Raw genomic sequence first — 24,729 nt, 5'->3', positions numbered from 1 at the left:
ACGGGCGAACGGCGCAACCGGAGAAATGCGCAAATTTGGTGCAAAACATCTGATGTGCACCAAAATAAGGAGGGTGACTAGGGTCGATTTGGCGAATGCACAAATCTGGTGCGCGAACCGCCTCGAAGAATTCGGGGCTGCATGCCGTTCGGTGCGCCCGTTCCCCGCAAACGCGCGCGCAGCATGGTCTTGCGCCGGGTTGGCGCATGCATGGCACAGAAGCTGCTTTATTGGTGCCGATCGATTTGTCCGGGCAGACTTTTATCTTCGTCCTCACCCATTGAGGGGTGGACGTGCCGGGACGGGTCAGCTAGATTGGGCGGCGGCTGAATCCGCCGAATTCGTTAATCAGGAGATAGGTTATGAGTAAATCCGTGGCCGACGTCGTTCAACTCGTCAAAGACGAAGACGTCAAGTTTGTCGACTTCCGTTTCACCGACACGCGCGGCAAGGAGCAACACGTTTCGGTGCCGGTGTCGGCATTCGATGAAGACAAGTTCGAAAGCGGCCATGCGTTTGACGGTTCGTCGATTGCCGGCTGGAAAGGCATCGAAGCATCGGACATGTTGCTGGTCCCGGACGCGAACACGGCCTTCATCGACCCGTTCTACGAAGAATCGACCCTCGTGCTGACCTGCGACGTCGTTGAACCGGCGGACGGCAAGGGCTACGAGCGCGACCCGCGCTCGCTGGCAAAGCGCGCCGAAGCGTACCTGAAGAGCACGGGCCTCGGCGACACGGCATTCTTCGGTCCGGAACCCGAATTCTTCATTTTCGACTCGGTCAAGTGGGGCACGGATCAGTCGGGCACGTTCGTCAAGATCGGTTCGGAAGAAGCACCGTGGTCGTCGGCACTCGACTTCGAAGGCGGCAACACCGGCCACCGTCCGGGCACGAAGGGCGGCTATTTCCCGGTCGCGCCGGTCGACACGTTCCAGGACATCCGTTCGGAAATGTGTCTGCTGCTCGAACAGATCGGCATTCCGGTCGAAGTGCATCACCACGAAGTCGCGGGCCAGGGCCAGAATGAAATCGGCACGAAGTTCTCGACGCTGGTGCAACGCGCCGACTGGCTGCAGCAGATGAAGTACATCATCCACAACGTCGCGCACACGTACGGCAAGACGGCAACGTTCATGCCGAAGCCGGTGGTCGGCGATAACGGTTCGGGCATGCACGTTCACCAGTCGATCTGGAAAGACGGCACGAACCTGTTCGCAGGCAACGGTTACGCGGGTCTGTCGGAATTCGCGCTGTTCTACATCGGCGGCATCATCAAGCATGCTCGCGCGCTGAACGCGATCACGAACCCGTCGACCAACTCGTACAAGCGCCTCGTGCCGCACTTCGAAGCACCGGTCAAGCTGGCTTACTCGGCTCGCAACCGCTCGGCCTCGATCCGTATTCCGCACGTGTCGAACCCGAAGGGCCGCCGTATCGAAACGCGCTTCCCGGATCCGATGGCGAATCCATACCTGTGCTTCTCCGCGCTGATGATGGCGGGTCTGGACGGCGTGCAGAACAAGATTCACCCGGGCGAAGCCGCCGACAAGAACCTGTACGACCTGCCGCCGGAAGAGGATGCAAAGATCCCGACCGTGTGCGCCGGCCTCGACCAGGCTCTGGACTCGCTCGACGCGGACCGCGAATTCCTGACGCGCGGTGGCGTGTTCACGGATTCGATGCTCGACGCGTACATCGAACTGAAGACGGGCGAGCTGCAACGCTATCGTCAGTCGGTGCACCCGATCGAATTCGAAATGTACTACTCGCTGTAAGCGGCAATGGCGCTTCGCCCTTTACACGGCGAAGTGCTTTGCCCGACGCTCGCGATCGGTCACGAAGGGACGGCGGCGCCGTCCCTTTTTCGTTAAGGCCGAGCACAACGTTTGCGTCGTATTGTTATCGTTATCAAGCAGGACAGCAGGCGGACTACCTGATTTATCACCATCTCATATCGGCCAGACTGCAAGATGGTTCTTAAGAATCTGATCAAGGCAAGGAAAACGCACGAGCCGACACTCTCGGACGACGCCCAACTCGTCAGCTCCGGTTTGCTGCCGGGCTTCGAGGCGTTGCCGACAGTCGTGCTGGTGCTCGAAAAGCGCACGCTGCGCGTCGCGTTTGCGAACCCGTCGGCGGAGTCGATGCTGGAGCTCTCGCGCCGGCAACTGACGCAAATGGCGTGGCCGCACATCTTCTCGAATGCCGACGAACTGGTCGCGACCATTTCCGCGATCGCCGCTCACCGCTTTCATGCCACGCATCTGGACGCCGTGCTCGAACGTCCGGGCCACGAACCGCTGCATGTGCACGCGATCGTGGGTTTTCTGGAAAGCGCGCAAGACTATGTGCTGCTCGAACTGTTCGAGAACGAACGGCATTTACGCACCGACCGCGAGGAGCGCATCAACGACCTCACGGCGGTCAACAAGCAACTGATCCGCAATCTCGCGCACGAGATCAAGAACCCGCTCGGCGGGATTCGCGGCGCGGCGCAACTGCTCGAGTTCGAACTCGGCGAGCGTCAGCGTGACGAACTGCGCGAGTACACGCAGGTGATCATCAAGGAATCGGACCGGCTGCAAACGCTGGTTGACCGTTTGCTCGAACCGCACCGTCATCCGCATATCGTCGGCGACGTGAATATTCACGAAGTGTGCGAACGCGTGCGCCAGGTGATTCTCGCGGAGTTTCCGCGCGGCCTCACCATCGAGCGCGATTACGACGTGAGCGTGCCGGACCTGCGCGGCGACAAGGAGCAACTGATCCAGGCGCTCCTGAACATCGTGCGCAACGCGGCCGAAGCGTTGCGCGAACGTATTTCGCAAGGCGATGCGCGGATCGAATTGCGCACCCGCGTTGCCCGCAAGATTACGGTGTCGAAACGCTTATGTAAGCTGGCATTGGACTTGCATATCACAGACAACGGCCCGGGCATTCCCGAAGAAATCCGTGACCGCATTTTCTATCCGCTCGTGTCGGGGCGCGAGGACGGTAGCGGTCTCGGACTGACGCTTGCGCAGACTTTCGTGCAACAACACGACGGTCTGATCGAAGTGGATAGCCGCCCGGGTCACACCGAGTTTCAGATTCTGCTGCCGCTCGACTGCTAACCCCACGCGTATTTGAAGACTTCTGACCGACCTATATGAAGCCGATCTGGATAGTAGACGACGATCAATCGATTCGCTGGGTGCTCGAAAAAGCACTGGCCCGCGAAAACTTCGCGACCCGCAGCTTCGCGAACGTGCGCGAGGCGTCGGCCGCGCTCGATCACGACAGTCCGCAGGTGCTGGTGTCCGACATCAGGATGCCCGGCGGCTCCGGACTCGAATTGCTGCAAACCGTTCGTGACAAGGTGCCGGGCTTGCCCGTCATCATCATGACGGCGTTCTCGGATCTGGACAGCGCGGTCGCCGCATTCCAGGGCGGCGCGTTCGAATACCTCGCCAAGCCGTTCGACGTCGACAAGGCGGTCGAACTGATTCGCCGCGCGGTGGACGAAAGCATGCGCGGCGAACAGACGTGGGACGAGCGCGTTACCGAAGCACCGGAAATGCTCGGCCAGGCGCCGGCCATGCAGGACATGTTCCGTGCGATCGGCCGTTTGTCCCATTCTGCGGCAACCGTGCTCATTACCGGCGAATCAGGCACCGGGAAGGAACTGGTCGCGCGTGCGTTGCACCGACATAGCCCACGCGCGAACGGTCCCTTCATCGCGCTGAACACCGCGGCGATTCCGAAGGATCTGTTGGAATCCGAATTGTTCGGCCATGAGCGCGGCGCCTTCACCGGCGCACAGGCCATGCGCCAGGGGCGTTTCGAGCAGGCCGAGAACGGCACGCTGTTTCTCGACGAAATCGGCGACATGCCGTTCGATTTGCAGACGCGTCTGCTGCGCGTGCTGTCGGACGGACAGTTCTATCGCGTCGGCGGACACAATCCGTTGCGCGCCAACGTGCGCGTGATCGCGGCGACGCACCAGAATCTCGAATCGCGCGTACGTCAGGGGCTGTTCCGTGAGGACTTGTATCACCGCCTCAATGTGATCCGCTTGCGTTTGCCCGCCTTGCGCGAGCGCAGCGAAGACATTCCGCTGCTCACGCGTCACTTCCTGCAAAAGAGCGCGCGTGATCTCGGCGTCGAACCGAAGCGCGTGTCTGAAGAAGCGCTGGCCTATCTCGCGTCGCTGCCGTTTCCGGGCAACGTGCGTCAGTTGGAGAACCTCGCCAATTGGCTCACGGTGATGGCGCCCGCGCAGACCATCGAGATCAAGGACCTGCCGCCCGACCTCGGGCCCGCGCAAGCCGGCGTGAGCGATCTGACCGGCGGCGGCAGCGGGGTGATCGGTACGGGTGAGGCGGGTCTCGCCGGCGGCGCGCCGGTCAACGGCACGAGTGCCGCGGTGCATCCGGCCGCAGCGGGCGGCATGCCGGTCGCGACCGCCGTCAGTGCCTGGGAAGGCGGCTTGCGTACCGAAGTCGCGCGCATGTTGCGCGAAAACGCGGCGGACGTGATGGACGAACTCGCGCGCCGCTTCGAAGCGGCGGTGATTCGCGAAGCGCTCGATTTCACGCGCGGCCGCAAGGTGGAAGCGGCGGAACGTCTCGGCATTGGCCGCAATACGATTACGCGCAAGATTCAGGAATTGAATCTCGAGCCGTGAAGGCATTGCCGGGCTGGCAATGCTGTTTTCTCTGATCCCGATGCTTCGCACCCTGTGTGTCCGGCACGCATGGTGCGGCATGGTGTCACCTTAACGAGGCCGCATGCAGAGGGAGCGGCATAATCGGTTGTCCTTCCTATTGCGGGCACCGTTATGTCGACGCCGTTCTGCTGGCCGCTTTCCCCCGATACCTTCATCGCGCTCGAGGCGCTCGACGATCCACTGGTGCTCGAATGGGTGGAACGGCAGAACGTGCGCACGCTTGCGGCATGGGCGAGCGGCGCGCGCTTCGACACGCTCAAGGACCGGCTCGCTTCCGTCTACTTGCCGCGCGACCGGCCGGTCGTTCCCACGCGCTGGCGGGAGTGGGCGCACGACATCTGGCAGGACGGGCACAATCCCAAAGGTATCTGGCGCCGCGCCTCGTGGGCCAACTGGCGTGCCGGTCAGGCCGTGTGGCAGACATTGCTCGATTTCGACGCGCTCGGCGAAGACGAGCAGATGCCGTGGGTGTGCGTCGAACGGCAGATCCTTTATCCAGATGGCGACCGGGCGCTGATTTCGCTGTCGTCCGGCGGCTCGGATGCGGTCATCGTGCGTGAGTTCGATCTCGACGCGCAGCGTTTCGTCGACGATGGATTCGTGCTTCCCGCGCCGGGCAAGCATTCGATTTCGTGGATCGACCGTGACACCGTCTATCTCGGTTGGGACAACGGCGGGACGAGTCTGACGCGCTCCGGCTACCCGCGCGAAGTGCGGCGCTGGACGCGCGGCACACCGGTAGCGGACGCGCCGGTCGTGTTCCGCGCTGAATTCGCCGACATTTCGGTCGATGCGTTTTACGATCCGATTGACCAGCGTCATACGCTGTCCGTCGGCATCGACGCATTTGATTCGGACACCTACTATCTCGACGCGGCGCAGCGGTGGCAGCGCTTCGACGTACCGTCACACGTAGCAATCTGCGCGTGGCACGGGTGGCTGCTTCTCCAGCCACGCCTTCCCTGGGATTGCGGTGAAGCGACCTACGCGGGCGGCGCGCTGCTGGCCATTCGCGAGGCGGCATTCCTGCGCGGCGAGCGGGATTGCGTGCCTCTGTTCGTGCCCACGCCGACAACGTCGGGCTGCGGCTACTCGTTCACGCGGCACCTGCTGATCGTTTCGTATCTCGACGACGTTCAGCAGCGCACCGTTCTGTGGCAGGCAAAACCGTCGGGCGACGGCACCTGGCAGTGGGGGTCACGCGAGTTTCCATTGCAGGCGAACGCGCAAGTCAATGTTTCGCCGATCGAGCCGGCCATAGGCGACGAGGCATATGTCAGCGTCGAAGACTATCTTCAGCCCGGTTGCTGCTGGATCGTGGATCTCACGCAGGACGATCTCACGCAGTGGGAATTGATCGACCGTTACCCTGCCGATTTCGATGCGACGCCCTTCGCGGTGACGCGCGCTCACGCGGTGTCGGCAGACGGCACCCGAGTGCCCTACACGATGATCGGACCACGTGAGCCAGAACCGCAAACGCGGCCATGTCTGCTGACCGGCTATGGCGGCTTTGCGATTCCGCTGACGCCAGGCTACCTGGGCGGGACCGGCGCCGGATGGCTGGCGGCCGGCGGTGTCTACGTGGTCGCGCATATTCGTGGCGGCGGGGAGTTCGGACCCGCCTGGCATACTGCGGCGGTGGGTCCAAACCGCCAGCGTGCATTCGACGACTTCATCGCGGTCGCGCAGGCGCTGATTGACACGGGGGTGACGACGCCTGCGCAGCTCGGCATACAGGGCGGCAGCAACGGCGGCTTACTGGTGGCGGCATGCATGATGCAACGGCCCGATCTGTTCGGCGCCGTGGTAAGCCGGGTGCCGCTTCTGGATATGAGCCGCTACCATCTCCTGCATGCAGGGGCGTCATGGCTGGAAGAATACGGCGATCCGGATATCCTCGAAGACGCGCGGGTGCTCGCTGCGTATTCGCCTTACCACCAGGTGTCGGCCAGCCGGGCGTACCCGCCCGTGCTATTCACGACAGCCACCGGCGACGACCGCGTGCATCCCGGCCATGCGCGCAAGATGGCCGCGCGAATGCAGGCGCTCGGCGCCGGCAAGGTCTGGTACTTCGAGGACCTGCAGGAGGGCGGCCACGGGGCCGCAGACGGGCTGCACATGGTGGGTCAGGGCGCTCTCGTCTTCGAGTTCCTGTGGTCTTGCCTGGGTGACGGTGAGCGGCGCACCGCCTGAGCGCATGCGATCCGGCGGCCGTCAGCCGAGTTGCGCGACCACCGGCGCGTGGTCCGACGGCTGATCCCACTTGCGCGGCACCTTGTCGACCTCGCACGACGAGCAGATTTCAGCCAGCGCTTTTGACAGCAGAATGTGATCGATGCGCAATCCCGCATTGCGGCGGAACGCCATCATCCGGTAGTCCCACCACGAGTAGATCTTCTCCGGCTGCTCGAACTGGCGGAACGCATCCACGAGGCCGAGCCCGATCAGCTGCACGAACGCGGCGCGCTCTTCGGGCGACACCAGGTTCTGGCCTTCCCAGGCTTTCGGGTCGTGCACGTCGCGATCTTCGGGCGCGATGTTGTAGTCGCCCAGCAGCGCGAGCTTCGGATGCAGCGCCATTTCGCTCGCGATCCAGTCATGCAGCGCGGCGAGCCAGCGCAGCTTGTACGCGAACTTGTCGGTGCCCGGCGCCTGGCCGTTCGGGAAATAGGCGGAGATAATGCGCACGCCGTCGATGGTCGCGGCAATCACGCGCTGTTGCGGATCTTCGAAGCCGGGAATGTTGCGCACGATGCTGCTTTCGTCCACCGTCAGGCCGCCGCGCACCAGAATGCCGACGCCGTTATAGGTCTTCTGCCCGGCGAACCAGCTCCGGTAGCCTTTCTCTTCGAGTTCGGCGCGCGGGAATTTCTCGTCCGGCAGCTTCAGTTCCTGCAGGCAGAGCACATCGGTGCCGCTGGTTTCGAGCCAGTCGATCACATGTTGCTGACGGACTTTGAGGGAGTTGACGTTCCAGGTAGCGATTTTCATGACGTTCTCACAAGCTTGCGTAATTCCGATAGTCCCGCATCTTATCGCGCCGAAGAGGGGCCGTGAAAATGGCCCCGCCGCGGCATCGAAAATAAAAGGGCGAATCGCGCGTGCCGCGGCGTATAGTGGGATCACACACACTCGCATTCTTGCGCATCGGGGAGGCATCATGGCTGAACTTTACCCAGCTCTTTATAAGGACTTCGAAGTGCACCCGCTGGTGTTTTCGCGGACATTCGACAAATTCGACGGCCACAAGCGTCACGCTGAAGGCTACGACGTCGCGGTGCGCGTCTGCCGGCCCGGCGCAATCAGCGGCTCGACGGCGAGCCGCGTGTTTCGTCTCGTACTGCCGGCCACGTTCTCCGATTTCGGCGTGGCCAAACGCAGCGCGAGCCAGTACGGCGCGGATATCATCGACGGCAAGGTGGAAGGCGCAACGGTCCAGGATCTTTGAGTCGTTTCACGCGCACGAAATAATTCGCGCGATTGTTTGACGTATTGCGAACATCTCTATACAATCCGTTTTCTCTGACGCGGGGTGGAGCAGTCTGGCAGCTCGTCGGGCTCATAACCCGAAGGTCGTAGGTTCAAATCCTACCCCCGCAACCAAGCATTGTTGAAAGCCCGCTGGCGCAAGCCACGCGGGCTTTTTAACTTGTGCGCGCGGCTTCGCTGCAATCTTGATTGGCTACTGCATGGGCCCGTTTTTACTCCCGATCAGCGTGAACGCCTTGCCGTCAAACGCGTAGTAGTAGGTTCCGCGGTCGGTGCTCTCGTTACGGCTGCCGCGCACGACGAGAAGGCAACTATTCGTGCGGTAGGAAAGCGGTTCGGTGACGTCCATCGGCCAGTTGGAAACCGTGAATGGCAGTGAGTTGACCCGACCTGATTTTGAGTCGATTGCTGCCGCCATAATGCAGCCGGACCCGCAACCCCAGGTCGCAAGGACATAGTGTCCAGCAAAGTTGACCGGCTGACTGGCCGCATCACGAATCACGGTCCTGTATTTCCGCGCTGGGGCGTCGGCAAACTTCAGGCGCGGCACGGTGGTCTGTTTTGATTCAACCGGTACGGAACAATTCTCAAACTTGGGAAGTGGCTCCGCATGGCTCAAACTGGATAGCGCAGCGAGTATTAAGGCGGCAAACCGGGCGTGGGATAGACGCATTGTTTAATACCAGTGATGGTATTGCCAGAATGACCTGGTGGAATGGGCCGAGTGGTAACGGCCATCAATGTAGCGTATGCCGCCCTGACATTCTTCCTTCGCATCACCAAAGGATGCTTCCCCGCGTGGATTCAGGCCGTACTGCGCCCGCAGTAGTTGAAACAGGCCGCGTGCCGTCGATGCACCATTACGCGTGTTGATGATGCCCGCCGATTCTTGCGCCATGATCCACAGGAGATCGTTGAAATCCGCGTCCGAAACGTTTTCAGCACGCATGGCCTCTCTTAATGCGCTTTGAACGCTGGGGGGTACAACGCTGGAAGATTTTTCACGCCATGCATGCTTTGCGGTTTTGATGGGGCGATGTAGATGAGCGTTCTGGCTGGACATTGATGTAGTTCGGAATCGTTCGATCAATTGGATAAAATGAATAGCAGCATAATTCGCATATTCGTTTTCCAATGTGCCGCAAAGTCCGTCTCAAAACAATCTTCTCGCGATAGCTGCCACGCTCCCCACGCGTTCCAGTTCACTTGTCCATCAGCGCTCACTCCACTCCAATCGCCCACTCCACTGCCGCCTGCGCATGCAGCGCGGTCGTGTCGAACACGGGTAGCGCCGAATCCTCCGGTTTGATCAGCAACGTGATTTCCGTGCAGCCGAGAATCACCGCCTGCGCGCCACGCGCGGCCAGCGCTTCGATCACGCGCTGATAGACCGCGCGCGAAGCGCCGTTCACCTTGCCGTGGCACAACTCGTCGTAGATGATGCGATGCACGTCCGCGCGTTCGGCTTCGTCGGGAACCAGCGTTGTGAGGCCGTAGCGCTCGCGCAGACGTCCCGTGTAAAAAGTCTGCTCCATCGTATAGCGCGTGCCGAGCAGGCCCACCCGCTCGACGCCTGCCGCGCGCAGCGCGTTGCCGGTCGGGTCGGCGATATGCAGGAACGGCACGTCGATTGCCGCTTCGATCGATTCATACACGCGATGCATCGTGTTGGTCGCGAGCATCACCAGATCGGCGCCGCCCCGTTCGAGCTGGCGCGCGGCGTCGGCCATCTGCCGGCCGAGCGCGTCCCAGTCGCCCGCGCGCTGCAGCGCTTCGACCGGCGCGAAGTCGACGGTGAGCATCAGGCTGCGGGCATTGTGATGGCCGCCGAGACGCGCCTTCGCGTGGCGGTTCAGAAGCCTGTAATACTCGGTGGACGATTCCCAGCTCATCCCGCCGATCACGCCGATTGTCTTCATGTACCTGCTCCATGAGTGAATGACGGCGCGGCATCGACCGTCTGTCCGGCGAGTATAGGCGGGCGGCGGGACCCGCAGCCGGTACGGATCGCGCGTCGCTCGCCGGTACGGGCGGACGCAACGGTCAACACTGCCCATTTTTCGCACGTGACACGGCTCATTTGACTGCCTGTTTCGTGCGCGCAGTGCAGGTTGCACGCTACACGCCGCCCGCCGTTGCGTTCAGGAAGGCGCGACCAGGCTTTGAAATCGACGCCCGTGAGCTAACACCACCAACTCCAGCAACGGATAGCCAAACTTTATCTCGCCGCGCTGAACGCGCGGCCCTCTCGCGCTACGCTTTCGCACGGGCGGATCGCGACGGGTCCACCAATCGTTAACGGATGGTTGAATATGGCGTCGAACGTGAGTATTGGAACGAACCCGATTACCGGTCGGGAATCCTACTTTGGCAATGTGAAGCTGACGCCCGAGCAGATCAGGCTCATTAACGCAAGTCCCATGCTGCAATCACAGCTGCGCGATTACGGCAACGACGTGAACTCGGGCCAAATGAAGCCGATGGAGAGTGGTGACGGCGTTGCCACGTATTTCGACAGTAAGCACATTGTGCTCGGTACGTCTAACCCGGGTGGCGACGCATTTATGCTGGGGACCTTGTCGCATGAAATTGGTCACTACGAGAATCGCGCGAACGACAAGGCGTTCATGGCGCGTTATGCGGTTAATTGGCGCGATCCCGAAGCCTTCAACGTGGCGGCACTTATCGGTTCTCATGGCGAAGGGGAGGCAGTCGTGAACAACTGGCAAGTTCAACAGGAAATCCGGAAAAACACCGCCACTGACAACACACCCGGAACGCAAATCGATGTGGGTGGACGGAGCACCCTTCAGGAACATCTCGATGGCCAGCATGCAGCCGATGTGAACGCCGGGGAGTCGGACACAGAGGATCGCAACAGACTTACGGCCGTCGGAATGAACTTCTATGTCAATGGAATTCCCACCAATGCGCTGGACGAGACTTACTATCAGTATTACGGGAAAGGTGTCGGCATGTCGGCGCCGGAACCAGGACATGTGAAGAACGTCGAGTTCACCGGCGACAAACTCGGCAACATCAATTCGATGACCGAGCGTTGGGCGTCCGGTGACATCGGCACGCAGACGTTCAACGAAGGCAGGATTCAGTCTTCAGAAATGAAGGACTCCCAAGGCAACATAATCTCCACAGCGGCCTACAGTTATGCAAGAAAAGGCGGGTATTCGGTCGACGTCCGGGATGGGGCGGGACATGTAACCAAACGTGGCGAGTTCAACGCGGACTGGTCAGGGGCGGTCCGCGATTATGCGACCGATGGCTCGTCTCAGGTCACTTCGTCCAACGCGAAAAACCAGACCACGCGGATCGTAAAATTCGACGCCAAAGGGGAGAAGACTGCGGCGGATTATATGGTCCCGGATACGGGAAAGTTCGCGGTGAGAGACTTCAAGTCCGCCGACGGCGGACACACGGTGTCCAACTGTGATGCGGAGGGACGCGTTCGTTCAGAGTTCCAATACGATCGCGACGGGCGCCCACTATTGTCGGTTGATCGGGACGAGAATGGACAGGCCACTTTTCTCGTGAAATACGAGAAGGACGGCAGCCGGACAGTCGCAACGGTCAATGCCGACGGCTCCCAGACCAGCCATATAGTCGATAAGGATGGCAAGCGTGGTCAGGACTTTACGTTGCAGCCGCCGGAGGCGACGGGTTCCCCTATAGCCTGACGGGTTGTCTGACGGCGTGCGGGGCCGAAGGTTGCGAGATCGCCTGCGGCGTTACCGTGCCGAAGCATTAGCGACAAAGGGGGAGCTCCGCTTCAGTGGAACTCCTCCATTGTGGTGGCCGCCGCGGCGCGCCTTCGCATGGCGGCTCAGAAGCCTGTAATACTCGGTGGACGATTCCCAGCTCATCCCGCCGATCACGCCGATTGTCTTCATGTACCTGCTCCATGAGTGAATGACGGCGCGGCGTCGACCGTCTGTCAGGCGAGTATGGGCGGGCGGCGGGACTCGCAGCCGATACGGATCGCGCGTCGCTCGCCGGTACGGGCGGACGCAACGCGCCGGATAAAAACGTCGGCAAGCGCTTTCTGACGCCGATAGAATCGTCATCAATCAGCAAGGGTCAAAGGGAGCGATACATGGATCTGATCATCCGCCGCGCGATGCTGCCTGCGGGCGCCGCGCCGCAACACAAAGAGCCGGTCGACATCGGCATCGAAGCGGGCCGCATCGTCGCCGTCGAGCCCAATCTGGCCGCCGGCGCGCGCGAAGAAATCGATGCCGCGGGTTCGCTCGTCACGCCGCCTTTCGTCGATCCGCATTTCCATATGGACGCGACGCTCTCGTACGGTTTGCCGCGCGTGAACGCGTCCGGCACGCTGCTCGAGGGCATTGCATTGTGGGGCGAACTGAAACCTGACCTGACGCAGGAGGCGCTGATCGAGCGCGCGCTGCAGTATTGCGACTGGGCCGTCGCGCGCGGGCTGCTGGCTATCCGCAGCCACGTGGATGTGTGCGATCCGCGCCTGCTCGCGGTGGAGGCATTGGTGGAAGTGAAACGCCGTGTCGCGCCGTATCTCGACCTGCAACTGGTAGCCTTTCCGCAAGACGGCGTATTGCGCAGCGCGGGCGCGTTCGAAAACCTCAAACGGTCGATCGCGATGGGCGTGGACGTGGTCGGCGGCATACCGCATTTCGAGCGCACGATGGCCGACGGCGCGCAGTCCGTGCGCCTCCTGTGCGAGTACGCGGCCGAGCAGGGCTTGCGCGTCGACATGCATTGCGATGAATCGGACGATCCGATGTCGCGCCACATCGAGACGCTTGCTGCCGAAACGCATCGGCTGGGTTTGCAAGGGCGCGTGACCGGCTCGCATCTGACCTCCATGCATTCAATGGACAACTACTACGTCAGCAAGCTCCTGCCGCTGATGCGCGAGGCGGGTGTCGCGGCGATTGCGAATCCGCTGATCAACATCACGCTGCAAGGCCGCAGCGATACCTATCCGAAACGGCGCGGCATGACGCGCGTACCGGAGATGATGGCGGCGGGCATCAACGTCGCGTTCGGCCACGATTGCGTGATGGACCCGTGGTACAGCCTCGGTTCGGGCGACATGCTCGAAGTCGCGCACATGGGCTTGCATGTGGCGCAGATGACGGGTGTCGACGGCATGCGCGCCTGTTTCGACGCGGTGACGGTGAACGCCGCGCGCATTCTCGGTCTGGAGGGCTACGGCATCGCGCCGGGCTGCGCGGCCAATCTCGTGCTGCTCGACGCGCGCGATCCGGTGGAAGCGATCCGCCTGCGCGCCGCGCGTCTCGCGGTGGTGAGCCGCGGCAAGGTGGTCAGCCGCGCGCCGGCGGCGCGCGCGGCGCTGTCGCTCGAAGGGCGGCCTTCGGAGGTGGATTTCAAGCTGCATCGCGGCTGATTGCGCAGCGCAGTCAGCGCTCAAGAACAAAAAAAGCCGGTGCCTGCGTCGAGCAGGTCACCGGCTTTCATCGGCCCATGCAAGGCGCCGACGCGTATATCAACCTCTACCGCTCACGGTCAATGCGCAGCGCCCGGCGTCATGCCGTTGTGCCGCAGCAAGGCGTCGATATTCGGCTCGCGGCCGCGGAATGCCTTGAACGATTCCATCGCCGGACGGCTGCCGCCCACCTCCAGAATCTCCTTGCGGTAACGCATGCCGGTCGCCTGATCGAGCACGCTGCCGCTAGCCGATTGCGCGGCTTCTTCGAACGCCGCGTAGGCGTCGGCGGACAGCACTTCGGCCCACTTGTAGCTGTAGTAGCCCGCCGCATAACCGCCCGCGAAAATATGGCTGAACGTGTTCGGCCAGCGTGAGAACGGTGCTTGCGGCACGACGTGGAAGCGCTCGTTGATTTCGCTCGCGAGTTCGGTGACGCTCTTCGTGCCGGACGCGTCGAAGTCGGTATGCAGTTGCATGTCGAACATCGAGAAGACGATCTGGCGCAGCGTGCCGAGACCGCTCTGGAAGTTCTTCGCCGCGAGCATCTTGTCGAACAGTTCGCGCGGCAACGGCCTGGCCGTTTCGACGTGCGAGGTCATGTCGCTCAGCACGTCCCACTCCCAGCAGAAGTTCTCCATGAATTGCGACGGCAGTTCGACCGCGTCCCACTCCACGCCGTTGATGCCCGACACGCCCAGCTCGTCCACGCGCGTGAGCATGTGGTGCAGGCCGTGGCCGAACTCGTGGAACAGCGTGATGACTTCGTCGTGCGTAAAGCAGGCGGGCTTGCCGCCGACCGGCGCGGAGAAGTTGCAGGTCAGATACGCGACCGGCGTTTGCACGCCGCCGTGCGTGTGCCTGTGGCGGCCGCGCGCGTCGTCCATCCAGGCGCCGCCGCGTTTGCCTTCGCGCGCATACAGATCGAGGTAGAACTGCGCGACGAGGCCGCCGTCCTGATTCTCGACACGGAAAAAGCGTACGTCCGGATGCCACACGTCCGCTTTGTCGCGACGGATGCGCACGCCGAACAGCGTTTCAGTGACCTTGAAAAGACCCTTGAACACGGTGTCTTCCGGAAAGTACTGTTTGACCTCGTTCTCGGAGAACGAATAGCGCTTCTGACGCAGACGCTCCGCGGCAAAGGTCATGTCCCACGGCTGCAGTTCGCTCATGCCGAGTTCGTTCGCGGCGAATTCGCGCAGTTCCTTCCAGTCCTGCTCGGCATGCGGACGCGCACGCGTGGCGAGATCTTCGAGAAAGCTCATCACCTGGGCGGGCGACTCGGCCATTTTCGGCGCGAGCGAGACTTCGGCGAAGTTGTTGTAGCCGAGCATGTGCGCTTCTTCGGCGCGCAGTTTCAACTGCTCGGCGAGCACCGCGGTGTTGTCCCACTCGGGCTTGCCATTGCCGTATTGCGGGCCGAGTTCCGAGGCGCGCGTGACATAGGCGCGATACATCGCCTCGCGCATCGGACGATTTTCCGAGTACTGCATCACCGGGAAATACGACGGGAAGTGCAGCGTGAATTTGTAGCCGGTCTTGCCTTCGCGCTCGGTCGCTTCCCTGGCGGCTTCGATCACGTCTTCGGGCAGGCCGGCCAGTTGCGCTTCAGCGCCGGCTTCGACGATATACGCATACGCGTTGGTCGCGTCGAGCACGTGATCCGAAAACGCTTTCGAGAGCGCCGCCTGGCGTTCCTGCAATTCGGCGAAATGCGGCTTCTGGTCTTCCGGCAATTCCGCGCCGGACAGGCGGAAATCGCGGAGCGCATTGCCGAGGATCTTCTTGCGCTCGCCGGTCAGCGATTCGAAATCGCTGCTGGCGTGCAATGCCTTGTACTTCTCGTACAGCGCGAGGTTCTGTCCGACGCTCGACCAGAATTCGGTGACGCGCGGCAGATTCTCGCCATACACGGCGCGCAGCTCGGGTGTATCGGCCACCGCGTTCAGATGGCCGACCACGCTCCATGCGCGCGACAGCGGTTCGGTGGCGCGCTCGACCGGCTCGACCACGTCGGCCCATGAAGCGGGCGTGATGGGCTGGGCGGCGCGCTCGACGGCGGCGGACGCATCGGCGAGCAGCACATCGAGGGCGGGCGTGACGTGTTCGGGGCGGATTTGGCCAAAGCGCGGCAGGTCGGAGAAATCGAGGAGCGGATTGTCGTGATTCGAGGCGGTGGTGGACATGAGGCTTCCTGTCTGACGCGGGTGAACGGGTAATCGGTGCATGGACGGGCGGTCCCTTGAGAGGACGTCTTCGGGCGCGCGCGGCGCCACCCTGTCGCAACCGATAGGGACATTATTGGGGCAGGACGTGCCGATTCCAATCCGTCGACAGACAAATTATCAGATGTCGCCGCATAGTGCGCGCTGTGAGGCGGGCGCGGCGCTGCCGCGCGAGCGAAAAAATCGCCGTTGTGCTTTGTGCGAAAGCGAACGGTTCGGATTGCTGCTATGCGGCAATGTGGAGCGTCGCTGTTGGTCAGCGGCGTTTTTCGTAAGAGGTATCGATGAACCCGCTTTCGGATGCGCTATCGCGCAAGGGCAACAACTTCGATCTGGTGCGGTTGCTGGCCGCCGTCGCCGTGGTCTACGGCCATTCGTATCTGCTCCAGGCGCCCGACGGCAGCACGGACTGGGTTCAGAACGCGCTCGGTTTCGACGGTTTCGGCGCCTTGGGCGTCTACGCCTTTTTTCTGTTGAGTGGCATGCTGGTGACCGCCAGCTTCGACCGGCAACGCTCGGTGCCGCGCTTTGCCGTCTTGCGCATTGCGCGCCTGTGGCCGGCGGTGGCGGCCGGTTCGCTGGTGACGGTGTTCATCATCGGCCCGCTGTTCACGACGCTGCCGCTGCGCGAGTATTTCGCCTCCGGCATGACGTGGGGCAATCTCGACAACTTCTCGACCATCGTGCTGAAAACCGGCTGGGCGCTGCCCGGCGTGTTCGAGCACAACCGCTTTCCCGTCGACATCTGCGCGCCGCTCTGGACGCTGCCGCTCGAAGTGCGTTGCTATCTGATCGTGCTCGCGACCGGCATGGTGGGATTGCTGTCCAGTTCGCGCGGCGTGGCGCTTGCGGCCGCGCTCGGGTGCGCTGCGTTCATGCTGCGCGTGAATCTGTCGCACTGGCAGGTCGGCTTGCGCGATTTCAGCGAAACGCCCGGTGGTTATTCGTTCTGGCCGGAGCCGTTTTTCATGCTGGGCATGCTGTTGTACGGCTGGCGTGAGCGGATCGATATCAACGGCCTGACGGCGCTGGCGCTCACTATGGTATTTCTGGTGTTCCGCGATACGGCCGGTGCGCAGCCGCTGTTCTATCTGGCCTTCGTGTACGGCGTGCTGTGGGTCGGGACGACGCCGCTGTTGCGGCGCTTCGTGCCGCGTCACGATTACTCGTACGGCATCTATCTGTATGGCTTCATGGTGCAGCAATGCGTGGCGAATATCGCGCCGCAGTTGAACCACGTGGCGGCGGTTTTGGTCGCCGCGCCGTTTATCCTGCTGTGCGCGGCGCTGTCGTGGCACTTCGTGGAGCGGCCCGTGCTGAAGTGGTGCCGCGGGCGTCTCGCGCGCCGGTCGACGCCGCTAGCCGCAGGCATGCCGGCAAGCGATCAGGCCGTGCGCTGAGAAAGACGGCGCGTGTGCGGCGCGTGTGCGGCGGGTAGGTGGCGGGTAGGTGGCGCGATGTGGCGCCGATCAGGGTCGATGCCCTGGCGCGACGCCGGGGCTGAAAGGTTTTGATGCCGGCGGCATGGCTCCGCGCTCCACCGGCCTTTCGCCCAACGGTTTCCACACTTACGCGTTCTCCGTTTTACGCGTTCGCCGCCGCTTCACGCTCGGCGGCTTCGATCGTATTGACGAGCAGCATGGTGATGGTCATCGGGCCGACGCCGCCCGGCACCGGCGTGATGTAGCCGGCCACTTCCTTGACGCCCGCGAAGTCGACGTCGCCGCACAGCTTGCCGGCTTCGTCGCGATTCATGCCGACGTCGATCACGGCCGCGCCCGGCTTTACCATGTCCGCCGTGAGAATGTTGCGCAAGCCGGTGGCGGCCACCACCACGTCGGCGTTGCGAGTGTGGGCAGCCAGATCGCGCGTCTTGCTGTGGCAGATCGTCACGGTCGCGCCGGCTTCGAGCAGCAGCAGCGCCATCGGTTTGCCGACGATGTTCGAGCGGCCGATTACCACCGCGTTCGCGCCTTGCAGCGGAATCTCGTAAGCGGCGAGCATTTTCATCACGCCGTACGGCGTGCACGGACGGAACAGCGGCTGGCCGGTCATCAAAGCGCCGGCGTTGGCGACGTGAAAGCCGTCCACGTCCTTTTCCGGAGCGATCGCCTCGATCACCTTGTGGCTGTCGATATGCGGCGGCAGCGGCAGTTGCACCAGAATGCCGTGAATGCGCGGATCGCGGTTCAGTTCGTCGATGCGCGCGAGCAGTTCGGCTTCCGGCAGGTCGGCCGGATAGCGGTCGAACGACGAGCCGAGGCCATTGTCGTGGCACGCCTTGACCTTGTTGCGCACGTACACTTCGCTGGCCGGATTGTCGCCGACCAGCACCACGGCGAGGCCCGGCTGATGGCCGCGGGCGGTGAGGGCGGCAGCGCGCGCGGCGACGTCGGCGCGCAGGGTCTTGGAAAGGGCAAGGCCGTCGATCAGTTTGGCAGTCATGGTCGGGTCGAGATGGGCAGTTTGGAAAGCGGGGCAGCGCGCAGGCGCTCGTGCAGGCCACGCGCGATGGCGCTTTTCAGCGGGGATGGGTCGGCACGTGAAAAGCGCGCGGCGCGAATCGGGGTTAAGCAGCGCTGCAAAGTGCGACATTATACCGGCCCTGTCTCGCGCGCCGCGTGTTGATTCCCGGCTCGCCCGACCAGCCCGGCTGACTGCCGCCGCGGTTATCGGCCTATCTCGCTAGGGCTGGACCGCATGCCAACCCGCGTCCGGATCGAACGACCTGATCTCCGCCGCCGCCTGCGTGGTCTGCCGCCCGAGGTTTTTCTGGTACACCTGCCCCTCCTGATTGACGATGAAGCTCATCACGCCGGTCTTGCCATATTCGGCCGGCGAGGCGATCAGCCCGAACCCTTTGGTCAGCACGCCGTTTTCGAGGTAGTTCTGCGCGCCACCCTTCGCGTGCGGCCCTTGTGCAGTGAGAATGCGATAGTGATAGCCGTGATAGGCATCCTGAGGCTGCGTGCCGCTGGGCATGGTGGCGGCGAGCGGGCCGAGCGGGCTTTCCGCCTGGCCGGGCGCCGTGGCCCAATACAGGCCGTCATGCTGTCCCGGCGTGCTGACGAAGCGTTGCGCGTAGCGCTGGGTCAGGTTGCGATAGTCGTATTGAGCATCCAGATAGGCGAGCGAGGTCAGGATCGCAGCGCGCTCGTTGCGGCCGATGCGGCGCGTCAGCATCTCGTCGCGCGCCCCCGGCAGATCGAAACGCCAGCCATTGCCCGCCTGCACGAGCGGAATCGGCAGGCTCCAGCCGCTGTAGCCGACTGTCAGATGCGCGGTGACGCGCCCTCTGCCCGCGGTTGGGTCCTCGACGATCTGGTGGTTCTTCGACCATTCGCCGAGGAACTGATAGATGTCGTCCTCGCCGATGCCATCGGTGGGAATGAAGCGTTGAAAATCGCTGCCGAGCACGCGTTTGAGTGCGTCCTTGTCGTTGCGGGCGAGGGCTTCGACGAATGCATTGGCGGCGTCGTCCGCGCTGGGATAGACCGCCTGGGCGTGCGCCGGGATCGTGCTGATGAGCAGCACCGGCGCAAGGAGCAGCGTGGCGGTGGTGCCGAGAGCCACGGCGACTGTCAGGGCGTGGGCGCGCAGCGTGCGCAGTGAAAGTAAACGCATCATCAGAGACTCCTTGTCATTGTTCAACGATTGCGGCCGAAGTGGCGCTCACCGGCGCCGCCACCGCCCAACGCGCCGCCGCCCCAATTGCCGGCACCGCCGCCATGCTGACCGCCGCCGTTTGCGCCGATACCGCCGGGCGCACGCTGCTGGGCGCCGCCGTCTGCGCCGATACCGCCGGGCACTCGCTGCTGACCGCCGCCGTTTGCGCCGATACCGCCCATCGCCCGCTGCTGGCCGCCGCCGTCTGCACCAAGGCCGCCATGTGTGCGTGGCTGGCCACCGGCATTCGTTCCGTAATCTCTTCCCGTGTGTTGCTGGGTCCGGCGGTTCGCGAATGCGTCGCGGCTTGCCTGACCGCGCTGCGTGTCCCGACGCGCGGTGTTGCCGTCGCCGGCGCCGCGCAGCGCATTGTCGCGATTGACGTTCTGCGCGCGGTGCTGCAAATCGGGGTTTGCCGTGCCGCCCTGGTGGATCCCTTGCACGCGCTGGCTCGCGGTGCCGCCAAGATTCTGGCCCGTGCGGTTCTGCAGGGTTTGCTGCGCCTGAGCGCGGGCGTTGTCGCGGCCGCGATACGCATCGCGCTGTACGCCGCCGACGTTGTTCAGGTTGCGATCGAAATTTGCATGGTTGAAATTTCGATTGACGTCAGTGTTGCGGTTCCAGTTCGTCGTGCTGCCATTTACGTTGAGGCGGTTGTTCACATTGATCGTGTTGTACCGGTTCACGTTGATATTGACGTCGTGCGAGTTCCAGTTGAAGCCGCCCCACAACGCGTTCGCCACGGCGATGCCGGTGCCGAACGCGAGGCCGGCCATGAAACTGGTGGCGATGGTGTAACCGGGCGGCGGCGGCACATACACCGGCGGATACGCGGGATAGGGCCACACGCCGTAGACCACCGTGGGGTTGTAGGTCGGCACGTACACCACCTGCGGATTGGCCGGCACGATCTGGATCGTGCTCTGCTCGACCACGACCGTTTGCTGCGCACTCGTTTTCAGATTGCCGGCGGCTTGGGCCTGCCGGCGCAGACGCTGCACGGAGTCCATCACGTCGCCCGGTTGGGCGAGGAACGCGGAGCCGAGTTGCGCGACCCAGTCGGATTTCGAAGCCATCGTGGCGAGCACCTGCGGGAAGGCGACGAGCGACTGCACGCTCGGGTCCCACGGTTCGGACGCGACCGCTCTGACCGCGTCGTCGCCTTGCAGTCTGGAGTTCGATCTGGACCATGCGGCGGCGGCCCGCACGTCTTGCGGAAAAGTCGCGGCCATCAGTACCTGCGCGAGCAGGGCGTCCGGATAAAGTGCAATGGGCGCGGCCAGCGAATCGAGTTGCTGGTTCGACATTTTCGAGACGCCTTGCGCATGAACGACGCCCGGCGTGGCCAGCCCGGTGAAGATTGGCGTTCCCGCAAGAGCGGCGCAGACAAACCACACACGCGCGCGGTGTGCTCCGGATCGTTTCACGATGATTTCCTCCCGGTAATGTTTATAAGACGCGACGTGCGTGCGCAGCACGGGCTGCGTCGGTCCGCCGCGGTTGATGGCAAGGAAGTGGCAGGGAAGTGACGAGCAGGTGTCCGGCTGGCAGTCAAACGCCCCGGCGGACACGATGCTGCGAGAGAGAAACGTTCGAGCCGATCCGATTGTTTCGCACCACCAGGCGATACCGCGTGCTGATTTTCGCAGCACGTCATTCCCGCGTTGATCGCCGTCTGCGATATGCGCTAAGGAGTTCTGTGTAAATTAAAGGGCGCGCATCAGTCCGTCAATCTTGTCTGAGGAAAGAAATTGTTGCGCAATAGTGTAAGCATTTGCTGAGTATTGCGTATTATTTTCCTGCCGACTGCGTCGAATTAACGCAGTTCGCGTTGACGGCCAGGCGAGGCGGAGACGAGGGGGAATGACGGGAGAGAGGGGCGAGGGAGGCCGGACTTGCGATAGTCCGGCCGTTGATGCGTTGTCACTTTCGTGGCGGCCACTGCCCCAGAAAACTTTCTTCCGGGCGTGCCGTGAAGGTGCGGCTTATTGCGCCGGTTGCGGTTTGTTCGACAGCGCGAGTCGCAGCAGATCGGCGACCGTGTTGACGTTGAGCTTTTCCATGATGTTCGCGCGGTGCGCTTCGACCGTCTTGATGCTGATGCCGAGGTCGTCGGCGATCTGCTTGTTCAGGCGGCCGGCAATGATGCGCTCGAGCACCTGATGTTCGCGCGCGGTCAGCTTGCCGAGACGTTCTGCCGCAGCGCGCTGCTGCTGCACGCTGGTGCTTTCGCTGCGCGCCTTGTCGAGCATGCGCTCGACCAGCTTGCGCAACTCGGCTTCGTCGAACGGCTTTTCGATGAAATCCATCGCGCCTTTTTTCATCGTGGACACGGCCATCGGCACGTCGCCGTGACCCGTCACGAAGATGATCGGCAGCGACGCGTTGTCGGCGATCAGGCGTTCCTGCAACTCGAGCCCGCTCATGCCGGACATCCGCACGTCGAGGATCAGGCAGGCAATCTGGCCCGGATGCGTGTGCGGCTGCCATGCGTCGATGAACTGCTCGGCGCTGGAGAAGCACTGCACGCGGTAGCCGTTCGCCTCCAGCAGCCAGCGCAGCGAATCTCGCACGGCCTCGTCGTCGTCGACGACAAAGACAGTTTCCTGTGTGGTGACTGGGCTGTTCATAGCTCTCCCGTAACGGTTTGTGGTGTCGGCGCCTGTGACCCGCCGTTGCTCGGGCCGTCAGGCTCTCCAATAGGCAGACTGCAGTGGAACGTGGCGCCTGTGATGTGGCCGTCAGATTCGACGTTGTTGACCACCCACAGACGGCCGCGGTGCGATTCGATAATGGAACGGCAAATATTCAGCCCCATGCCCATGCCATCGGACTTGGTGCTGTAAAACGGTTCGAACAGCCGCTCGGCTGTTGCTTCGTCGACGCCCGGTCCCTGGTCGACGACGCTGATGCAGACAAACCCGCCCTCCAGCCGCACGACCACCCGGATCACCGGGTCGACCGCGTTCGGACGGGCTTCGGCCATTGCTTCGGCGCCGTTCTTCAGCAGGTTGACCAGCACCTGCTCGATCAGCACCGGATCGACGTAGATCACCGGCAGACGCGCACGCAGATCCGTGACGATACGAATGCGCCGTTTGCGCGCCTCGATTTCCGCCAGACCCACCGCGTCCGCGACGATATCCGCCACGCGCGTGGCCTGGCGCTTCGGCTCGCTGCGCTTCACGAACTCGCGGATGCGCTTGATGATCATGCCTGCGCGCACCGCTTGCTGGGCCGTCTTTTCGAGCACGGGCAGCAGATTGTCAGGCGTCGTCCGACCGGATTTAACCAGTGCGACGGTTCCGGAGCAATAGTTATTGATCGCGGCGAGCGGCTGGTTCAACTCGTGGGCGAGCGACGAGGCCATTTCGCCCATCGTCATCAGGCGGCTGGTGAACTGCAGCTTTTCGTCCTGCTGGCGCGACAGTTCCTGCGCCTGCTTGCGCGTGGTGATGTCGGTCGCGATCTGCATTTGCGCGAGGTGGCCGTCCACCCACTGGATGTACTGGCGGCGCACTTCGAACCACTTCTGGATGCTTTGCACGTAAACTTCCTGCGCATCGGCGGTGCTTTCGGTCAACGCCGCGGCGGGCAGCCCGGCGTAGGTATCCACCATATCGATCGAATCGGACGACGCCTGTGCGCTATCGAACCCGCCGCCCGCCAATTCCAGATGACCGTCCGGGCGAATCCCGAACAGATGACGGTAATAGCGGTTGGCGAACAGCAGTTCGGCCTCGTCGGCGGCCAGCACGGACACGGCGGCGTCGAGGCTTTCGAGCACGGTGGTGAAGCGCTCGTGCGCGGCGGCGAGTTCTTCGCGCGCGCGCTTCGGTTCGGTGATGTCGGTCATCGACGACATCCAGCCGGTCTGGCGGCCCGAACTGTCGATCAGCGGCGACACGTACAGACGCGCGTGGAACAGCGAGCCGTCCTTGCGGCGCACCCGCAATTCGAAGCCGGAAGAGGGCGCCTTGCCGCGCAGCGTCATGTCGAGCTGGCGCTGCATTTCGGGGTAGGCGTCGCGCGGCCAGTAGGCGAACGGCGCATTCTTGCCGACCAGATCGCTTTCATCCCAGCCGGTCATGCGGCAAAACGCCGGATTGACGTGGGTGATGCGCCCGTGCATGTCGAGCACGCGCATGCCGATCAGCACCGAGTTTTCCATTGCGCGGCGGAAGAACGCTTCGGCGTACAGCGCCTGCTGCGCCTCGAAGCGTTGGCGCGTGTGTTTCCACAAGCTCCACAGGCTCCACAGCACGAAACAGGACAGGCCCGCCACCAGCCACACCAGCGTGTTGTTGGTGAAGTTGGTCATCTGCGGGAACGCGTAGACGCGCACCGAGACGCCCTGGCCCGGCGGATCGAGCGGCAGGTCGTAGAACATGTCGCGCGGCAGGCGCGGGCGGGTCGACGTGGTGGTCAACTCGCGGTTGTTCACGTCGATGATCGAGATTTTGTATTTCGCCGAGAGCTCGGGCGGAATGTCGTGCTTGAGAATGCCTTCCACCGAGAACACCGCGGCGATCGTGCCGAGGAACTCGCGGTCGCGGAACACCGGCGTTTGCAGCGTGATGTAGCCGTTGCCGAGATCGTCGTAAATGAGCGGCGAATAGACCTGGCGGCGCGTATTGCGCGCCTCGGCGAAGGCGGCTTTGACCGCTTCGTCCATCTGCGTGTCGTTCGGCCTCGCGAGCCGCTGGCCGAACACGGGCAGCGCGGTATTGGGCCAGCGCGGCTGCTGCTGGCTCGTGTACCAGTTCATGTAGAGGATCTCGGGATGCCCCTGCATGATGTCCGTGGTGGACACCTGGAACGAATGCGGATCGGCGTGGCCCGCGACCAGATCGCGCGCCAGCGCCTGAATCTGTTCCTGCGCGCCGGTCATGGAAAGGCGGATCTGCTGCTGCGCCCACGCGACGTTGCGGTACAGCGTGTCTTCCTGCTGCTGCTGTTCGCGCCGGTTCAGACTCCACAGAATCAGGCTCATGACGACCAGAAAAACCAGGATCGACAGAAGCGGCGTGAGCAAATAGGAATTCGACCACCACGGTCCGTGGTGCCAGCGGGAGGACGGCGTCGAATCCGCCGGCGAACCGGCGGTGCGCGCCGAGCGTGCGAAAAGCCGTTCGGTCAACATGCGTGGCATTGTAGCGCAGCGCGTAGCTGGCAAATGGCGCAAAAAACCG

At 62.9% G+C, this 24,729-nt stretch carries 18 protein-coding genes, 1 tRNA gene and 1 pseudogene; 9 read left to right on the top strand and 11 right to left on the bottom strand.

Features of this window, described 5'->3' with window-relative positions:
- Positions 1 to 362 precede the first annotated feature (362 nt).
- The 4 genes from glnA to BXE_RS14365 all read left to right on the top strand — a co-directional run bounded on the left by glnA (position 363) and on the right by BXE_RS14365 (position 6,907).
- Positions 363 to 1,778 (top strand): type I glutamate--ammonia ligase, encoded by a 1,416-nt coding sequence (gene glnA / locus BXE_RS14380; RefSeq protein ID WP_011489007.1) that lies wholly within the window; start codon positions 363 to 365, stop codon positions 1,776 to 1,778.
- Positions 1,779 to 1,973: 195 nt separating this feature from the next.
- Complete coding sequence (gene glnL, locus BXE_RS14375; RefSeq protein ID WP_011489006.1) at positions 1,974 to 3,116, top strand: nitrogen regulation protein NR(II); 1,143 nt, start codon at positions 1,974 to 1,976, stop codon at positions 3,114 to 3,116.
- 35 nt (positions 3,117 to 3,151) lie between these two features.
- Positions 3,152 to 4,669: a nitrogen regulation protein NR(I) gene (ntrC, locus tag BXE_RS14370; RefSeq protein WP_011489005.1), complete on the top strand. Its 1,518-nt coding sequence runs from the start codon at positions 3,152 to 3,154 to the stop codon at positions 4,667 to 4,669.
- Between the two features lie 153 nt (positions 4,670 to 4,822).
- On the top strand, positions 4,823 to 6,907 hold the full coding sequence (locus tag BXE_RS14365; RefSeq protein ID WP_011489004.1) for a prolyl oligopeptidase family serine peptidase: 2,085 nt from the start codon (positions 4,823 to 4,825) through the stop codon (positions 6,905 to 6,907).
- Positions 6,908 to 6,928: 21 nt separating this feature from the next.
- Here the strand turns inward: BXE_RS14365 and xth are convergent, their stop codons facing one another.
- Positions 6,929 to 7,705 (bottom strand): exodeoxyribonuclease III, encoded by a 777-nt coding sequence (xth, locus tag BXE_RS14360; protein WP_011489003.1) that lies wholly within the window; start codon positions 7,703 to 7,705, stop codon positions 6,929 to 6,931.
- A 169-nt stretch (positions 7,706 to 7,874) separates the two neighbouring features.
- Between xth and BXE_RS14355 the strand changes: the two genes are divergently transcribed.
- Together BXE_RS14355 and BXE_RS14350 are read left to right on the top strand one after the other, a co-directional pair.
- The gene (locus BXE_RS14355) at positions 7,875 to 8,162 is read left to right on the top strand and encodes a hypothetical protein (RefSeq protein WP_007181258.1); all 288 of its coding nucleotides are present in this window, start codon (positions 7,875 to 7,877) and stop codon (positions 8,160 to 8,162) included.
- A 78-nt stretch (positions 8,163 to 8,240) separates the two neighbouring features.
- A tRNA-Met gene (locus BXE_RS14350) sits at positions 8,241 to 8,317 on the top strand.
- A gap of 79 nt (positions 8,318 to 8,396) precedes the next feature.
- Here the strand turns inward: BXE_RS14350 and BXE_RS45860 are convergent.
- From BXE_RS45860 to BXE_RS14340, 3 genes are all read right to left on the bottom strand, one after another.
- Positions 8,397 to 8,876: a hypothetical protein gene (locus tag BXE_RS45860; RefSeq protein WP_011489002.1), complete on the bottom strand. Its 480-nt coding sequence runs from the start codon at positions 8,874 to 8,876 to the stop codon at positions 8,397 to 8,399.
- 3 nt (positions 8,877 to 8,879) lie between these two features.
- The gene (locus BXE_RS47245; RefSeq protein ID WP_233518775.1) at positions 8,880 to 9,338 is read right to left on the bottom strand and encodes a hypothetical protein; all 459 of its coding nucleotides are present in this window, start codon (positions 9,336 to 9,338) and stop codon (positions 8,880 to 8,882) included.
- A gap of 85 nt (positions 9,339 to 9,423) precedes the next feature.
- Positions 9,424 to 10,122: an aspartate/glutamate racemase family protein gene (locus BXE_RS14340; RefSeq protein WP_011489000.1), complete on the bottom strand. Its 699-nt coding sequence runs from the start codon at positions 10,120 to 10,122 to the stop codon at positions 9,424 to 9,426.
- A 393-nt stretch (positions 10,123 to 10,515) separates the two neighbouring features.
- Here BXE_RS14340 and BXE_RS14335 point away from each other — a divergent pair, with 393 nt between their 5' ends.
- Positions 10,516 to 11,895, top strand: coding sequence for a hypothetical protein (locus BXE_RS14335; RefSeq protein WP_011488999.1), 1,380 nt, complete (start codon positions 10,516 to 10,518; stop codon positions 11,893 to 11,895).
- A gap of 108 nt (positions 11,896 to 12,003) precedes the next feature.
- Here BXE_RS14335 and BXE_RS47240 read toward each other — a convergent pair.
- A pseudogene (locus tag BXE_RS47240) lies at positions 12,004 to 12,108 on the bottom strand (aspartate racemase); the annotation flags it as partial.
- Between the two features lie 203 nt (positions 12,109 to 12,311).
- Between BXE_RS47240 and BXE_RS14330 the strand changes: the two are divergent.
- Complete coding sequence (locus tag BXE_RS14330) at positions 12,312 to 13,604, top strand: amidohydrolase family protein (protein ID WP_011488998.1); 1,293 nt, start codon at positions 12,312 to 12,314, stop codon at positions 13,602 to 13,604.
- A gap of 119 nt (positions 13,605 to 13,723) precedes the next feature.
- Here BXE_RS14330 and BXE_RS14325 read toward each other — a convergent pair whose 3' ends face one another.
- The gene (locus BXE_RS14325) at positions 13,724 to 15,832 is read right to left on the bottom strand and encodes a M3 family metallopeptidase (protein WP_038457679.1); all 2,109 of its coding nucleotides are present in this window, start codon (positions 15,830 to 15,832) and stop codon (positions 13,724 to 13,726) included.
- A 323-nt stretch (positions 15,833 to 16,155) separates the two neighbouring features.
- Here BXE_RS14325 and BXE_RS14320 point away from each other — a divergent pair, with 323 nt between their 5' ends.
- Positions 16,156 to 17,271 (top strand): acyltransferase family protein, encoded by a 1,116-nt coding sequence (locus tag BXE_RS14320; RefSeq protein WP_011488996.1) that lies wholly within the window; start codon positions 16,156 to 16,158, stop codon positions 17,269 to 17,271.
- Between the two features lie 184 nt (positions 17,272 to 17,455).
- On the opposite strand, the gene folD is transcribed toward BXE_RS14320, so the two are convergent.
- The 5 genes from folD to fixL form a co-directional block, all read right to left on the bottom strand.
- On the bottom strand, positions 17,456 to 18,316 hold the full coding sequence (gene folD / locus BXE_RS14315; RefSeq protein WP_011488995.1) for a bifunctional methylenetetrahydrofolate dehydrogenase/methenyltetrahydrofolate cyclohydrolase FolD: 861 nt from the start codon (positions 18,314 to 18,316) through the stop codon (positions 17,456 to 17,458).
- Positions 18,317 to 18,556: 240 nt separating this feature from the next.
- Positions 18,557 to 19,498, bottom strand: coding sequence for a DUF2950 domain-containing protein (locus tag BXE_RS14310; RefSeq protein WP_011488994.1), 942 nt, complete (start codon positions 19,496 to 19,498; stop codon positions 18,557 to 18,559).
- A 20-nt stretch (positions 19,499 to 19,518) separates the two neighbouring features.
- Complete coding sequence (locus BXE_RS14305) at positions 19,519 to 20,964, bottom strand: DUF3300 domain-containing protein (RefSeq protein ID WP_038458694.1); 1,446 nt, start codon at positions 20,962 to 20,964, stop codon at positions 19,519 to 19,521.
- Between the two features lie 558 nt (positions 20,965 to 21,522).
- Entirely contained in the window at positions 21,523 to 22,167 is a 645-nt protein-coding gene (fixJ, locus tag BXE_RS14300) for an oxygen response regulator transcription factor FixJ (RefSeq protein WP_011488992.1), read from the bottom strand.
- On the bottom strand, positions 22,164 to 24,680 hold the full coding sequence (gene fixL / locus BXE_RS14295; RefSeq protein ID WP_038457682.1) for an oxygen sensor histidine kinase FixL: 2,517 nt from the start codon (positions 24,678 to 24,680) through the stop codon (positions 22,164 to 22,166). The genes fixJ and fixL overlap by 4 nt, the downstream gene beginning before the upstream one ends.
- Between the last annotated feature and the right edge of the window lie 49 nt (positions 24,681 to 24,729).

The sequence above is a fragment of the Paraburkholderia xenovorans LB400 genome, assembly GCF_000013645.1.
GTDB classification, from domain to species: domain Bacteria; phylum Pseudomonadota; class Gammaproteobacteria; order Burkholderiales; family Burkholderiaceae; genus Paraburkholderia; species Paraburkholderia xenovorans.
This window is presented reverse-complemented; position numbering and strand designations above follow the sequence as displayed.

Bases quoted from the DNA above. Each gene is read 5' to 3' on its own strand.
- glnA (WP_011489007.1), top strand. From the start codon at position 363: ATGAGTAAATCCGTGGCCGACGTCGTTCAACTCGTCAAAGACGAAGAC.
- glnL (WP_011489006.1), top strand. From the start codon at position 1,974: ATGGTTCTTAAGAATCTGATCAAGGCAAGGAAAACGCACGAGCCGACA.
- ntrC (WP_011489005.1), top strand. From the start codon at position 3,152: ATGAAGCCGATCTGGATAGTAGACGACGATCAATCGATTCGCTGGGTG.
- BXE_RS14365 (WP_011489004.1), top strand. From the start codon at position 4,823: ATGTCGACGCCGTTCTGCTGGCCGCTTTCCCCCGATACCTTCATCGCG.
- xth (WP_011489003.1), bottom strand. From the start codon at position 7,705: ATGAAAATCGCTACCTGGAACGTCAACTCCCTCAAAGTCCGTCAGCAA.
- BXE_RS14355 (WP_007181258.1), top strand. From the start codon at position 7,875: ATGGCTGAACTTTACCCAGCTCTTTATAAGGACTTCGAAGTGCACCCG.
- BXE_RS45860 (WP_011489002.1), bottom strand. From the start codon at position 8,876: ATGCGTCTATCCCACGCCCGGTTTGCCGCCTTAATACTCGCTGCGCTA.
- BXE_RS14340 (WP_011489000.1), bottom strand. From the start codon at position 10,122: ATGAAGACAATCGGCGTGATCGGCGGGATGAGCTGGGAATCGTCCACC.
- BXE_RS14335 (WP_011488999.1), top strand. From the start codon at position 10,516: ATGGCGTCGAACGTGAGTATTGGAACGAACCCGATTACCGGTCGGGAA.
- BXE_RS14330 (WP_011488998.1), top strand. From the start codon at position 12,312: ATGGATCTGATCATCCGCCGCGCGATGCTGCCTGCGGGCGCCGCGCCG.
- BXE_RS14325 (WP_038457679.1), bottom strand. From the start codon at position 15,832: ATGTCCACCACCGCCTCGAATCACGACAATCCGCTCCTCGATTTCTCC.
- BXE_RS14320 (WP_011488996.1), top strand. From the start codon at position 16,156: ATGAACCCGCTTTCGGATGCGCTATCGCGCAAGGGCAACAACTTCGAT.
- folD (WP_011488995.1), bottom strand. From the start codon at position 18,316: ATGACTGCCAAACTGATCGACGGCCTTGCCCTTTCCAAGACCCTGCGC.
- BXE_RS14310 (WP_011488994.1), bottom strand. From the start codon at position 19,498: ATGATGCGTTTACTTTCACTGCGCACGCTGCGCGCCCACGCCCTGACA.
- fixJ (WP_011488992.1), bottom strand. From the start codon at position 22,167: ATGAACAGCCCAGTCACCACACAGGAAACTGTCTTTGTCGTCGACGAC.
- fixL (WP_038457682.1), bottom strand. From the start codon at position 24,680: ATGTTGACCGAACGGCTTTTCGCACGCTCGGCGCGCACCGCCGGTTCG.